At 58.9% G+C, this 3,420-nt stretch carries 2 protein-coding genes; both read left to right on the top strand.

Annotation, left to right across the window (positions count from 1 at the left end):
• Positions 1–1,994 (top strand): tandem-95 repeat protein (locus ABX749_RS26590; protein WP_372898665.1); only part of this gene is annotated, 1,994 nt, incomplete at its 5' end.
• Between the two features lie 367 nt (positions 1,995–2,361).
• Positions 2,362–3,420, top strand: a 1,059-nt coding sequence (locus tag ABX749_RS26585; protein ID WP_372898664.1) for a DUF4347 domain-containing protein, incomplete at its 3' end; no start/stop codon positions are given.

The following is a 3,420-nucleotide window of genomic DNA, read 5'->3' as shown; positions in this document are numbered from 1 at the left end:
CCGCCGCCGACGATGACACGTCGGTCAGCTTCAGCTACACGATCACCGATGGAACCGACAACACGGCCGGCTCCGCCACGCTGGACATTACGCCGGTCAACGACGCGCCGACCACCAGTTCCGTCGTCCTGACCGCGATCGCCGAAGACAGCGGGGCGCGAACGATCACGCAAGCGGAACTGCTCTCGGCCGCCGGCGATGTCGAAGGAGACTCGCTGACCGCAACCACGCTCGCCATCAGCGGCGGATCCGGAACGCTGGTCGATAACGGTGACGGGACCTGGGACTACACCCCCGCCGCCGACGATGACACGTCGGTCAGCTTCAGTTACACGATCACCGACGGGGCCGACAACACCGCCGGGACCGCGACGCTCGACATCACGCCGGTCAACGATTCACCGACCTTGTCCGCCAACTCGGGCGCGACGGTCGCCGAAGGACAAGCCGGGACCACGATCACGTCCGCCATGTTGAGTGGAGTTGACGTCGATGATAGTGGCGCCGGATTGACATTCACGATCACCGATGCGGCTGACAACGGCACGCTGGCGCTGAATGGATTCGGTGTACTGGGACTCGGGAACACGTTCACCCAGGCGGACTTGGGCAATGGTGACGTGACCTATAGCCACGACGGCAGCGAAACAATCGCCGACGCCTTCAGTTTCTCGCTCGCCGACGGTGGAGAGGACGGAGCGGTTGCGATCTCGGGTACGTTTGGCTTCACCGTCACGCCGGTCAATGACAACACCATCGGCCCGGTGAGTGACATCGACGTGTCGGCTGACACAGTCGCTGAAAACTCGCTTGTCGGAACGGTCGTGGGCGTGACGGCGTTTGCATCCGATGCCGATGCGAGCGACAGTGTGTCCTATTGGCTCGATGACGACGCCGGCGGTCGATTTGCGATCGATGCCGCCACTGGCGTGGTCTCCGTCGCCGGGGCGCTGGACTTTGAAACATCGTCGAGTGAAAACATTACCGTTCGCGCGACCAGCACCGATGGATCCAACACGACGCAAGTCATCAGCATCAGTATTACGAACGTCAACGAAGCTCCCACGGCGACCGGCGAAAGCTTTGCCGTCGGTATCGGCCAAACACTTTCGGTCGGTGTTTCGGGAGTGATCGTCAATGATACAGATATCGATGGTGACTCGCTTGCCATCGTGTTGGTGACCGCACCGAGCAACGGTACGTTTACGCTCAGCCCCGGCGGCGATTTCACCTACGCGCCCAACCCGGGTTTCTTTGGTCAGGATTCGTTCTTTTACCGCGTGACCGACGGAACGCTCTCGAGCAACCTTGCCGAGGTCGTCCTGGAAGTGCCGATCGTCGCCCCGCCGGGGGCCGCATCGGAAGCGACGCAAAAAGTCAGCACACCATCGGATCCGGAACCAGAAACCGCCGAAGAGCCTGCCGCCGCGACTCCGTCGGAGCCTGAAGCCGAAGCACCGACGGAATCATCGACGGCGAGCGAAAGCCCAGGCTCCGGCTCGGTGTCGGCAATCGTCGATCCAGAGGCCCGCCAGGCCGGCAGCGCTGAGGCTTCATCGGATCGTGATGTGGAGCGGGGAATGGGCCGCGAGATTGATGAAATCGTGGAGTCAGAGCGTCAACTTTACGGCGTGTATTCGGTTGCCGAAAACGCCTCGAGTCTGGTGCTGTCCTACTCGCCGGAACTACAGCAACTCGAACGATTGCTACGTCAAGACTTGCAACAGGCGATCGTTTGGACCCAGTGGGACAACGCTCAAGAACAACAGGAAACTCCGATGATGGTCTACGTCGGAGCCGCCGGAGCAGGGATGAGTGTGTTTTCGATCGGCTATGTGTTCTGGGCATTGCGTGGCGGCGCCTTGATGTCGGTGTTCGCATCGAGCCTTCCGGCATGGCGATTCATCGACCCGATCGCGATGCTGTCGGCCTATCGAAGTTCACAGTCCAGGCTAGACGAGGGACTCGAGACGCTGCTCGACCGACGGAGTTAGTCGCCGTTACCGACGCGACTTTCGAACAGTCTTCGTTCGTTGTCATCCAATCAATCGAGTTCTTCAATTTTATCAGGCCGAACGAGGGTGGATGTTTTCATCCATCGAACGCAGACAGGGGAGATGCGCGTCAGGCCGATCTCATTTTGATCTAAGTTTCGAAGGTGAAGGAGGCAATCGCGGAGAGCGCCGTGCCAGATTCGGCAGGCCCCGCGTAAAAGTAATTGGATCAATCAACTTGTCCACGCAACTATCACATCGAGTCTTCGATTTCTACCTGCTAGAGGACCGGGTGCTGTTGAGTGCAGACGGTCTTGACGCTGGCGATTTGCCAGCCCATAGCGATGTTGAACTCCTGGATGGGTTGATGGCACAGATGCTCGAATCGGGACCGCCGAGTGGATCCGGTGAGCGATTCGATGTTGATCTCGCGCAAGCCGAACCGAATTCATTGGAATTACAAGAGACTCCTGCGTTCGAAACGTCGCGGCGTCTGGAAGTCGTCTTTGTGGATCAGGGGGTCGAAGACGCGGACATACTGTTGGACGGACTCCGCGACAATTCGCTCGAAGGCACACAATGGCTGGTCATTCGCCTGTCATCTGATGACGACGGAATCTCCCAGATTTCCCAGGTGTTGGAAACCGTCTCTGGCGTCGATGCGATTCACATCCTCAGCCACGGCGACGGCCAGGGAATCCAACTGGGGAACCAACGGTTAGACCAAGACTCCGCCGTCGGCTATGCGGGTCAGATCGCATCATGGTCCGCCTCACTTGATACGGGTGCCGACTTGTTGATCTACGGTTGTGACCTAGCAAGCACCAGCCAGGGTCGCGCACTCATTGACTCAATCGCCGCGCTCACCGAAGCCGATGTCGCAGCCAGTGACGATGCGACAGGCAGCGAGTCGCAAGGCGGCGACTGGGACTTCGAATACAACGTCGGAAAGGTCGAAACCGAGATCGCGTTCGATCAGCAATCACGTTTGTCCTGGAAGCATCTCCTGGCAACGTACACGGTCACCAATACGAACGACTCCGGCACCGATTCACTGCGTTGGGCGATCGCTCAGTCCAACGCATCCACGACCATCGATGATACCATCGAATTCAGTATTTCCGGTGCCGGCGTGCACACAATCAATCTCACTTCAGCATTGACAATCACCGACACGGTGTTCATCGATGGCTTCAGCGAACCCGATTACGCCGGTTCCCCGGTCGTCCGGATCGACGGAGCGGCGTCAGGCTTTAGTGGTCTCAGTCTCACCTCTGGTGCTGCAGGAAGCATGATCCAGGGGCTGATGATCACCGGTTTCACGGGCGATGGAATCAATATCGCATCCGGCGCAAACAACGTGACGATCGCCGATAATTGGATCGGTACAGCGGGAACAGGCACGAGCGGTATTGGAAACAGCGGT

The sequence above is a fragment of the Stieleria sp. genome (assembly GCF_041595215.1).
GTDB classification, from domain to species: Bacteria; Planctomycetota; Planctomycetia; order Pirellulales; family Pirellulaceae; genus Stieleria; species Stieleria magnilauensis.
The sequence above is the reverse complement of the archived record's forward strand: the minus strand, read 5'-3'. Positions and strand labels throughout refer to the sequence as shown.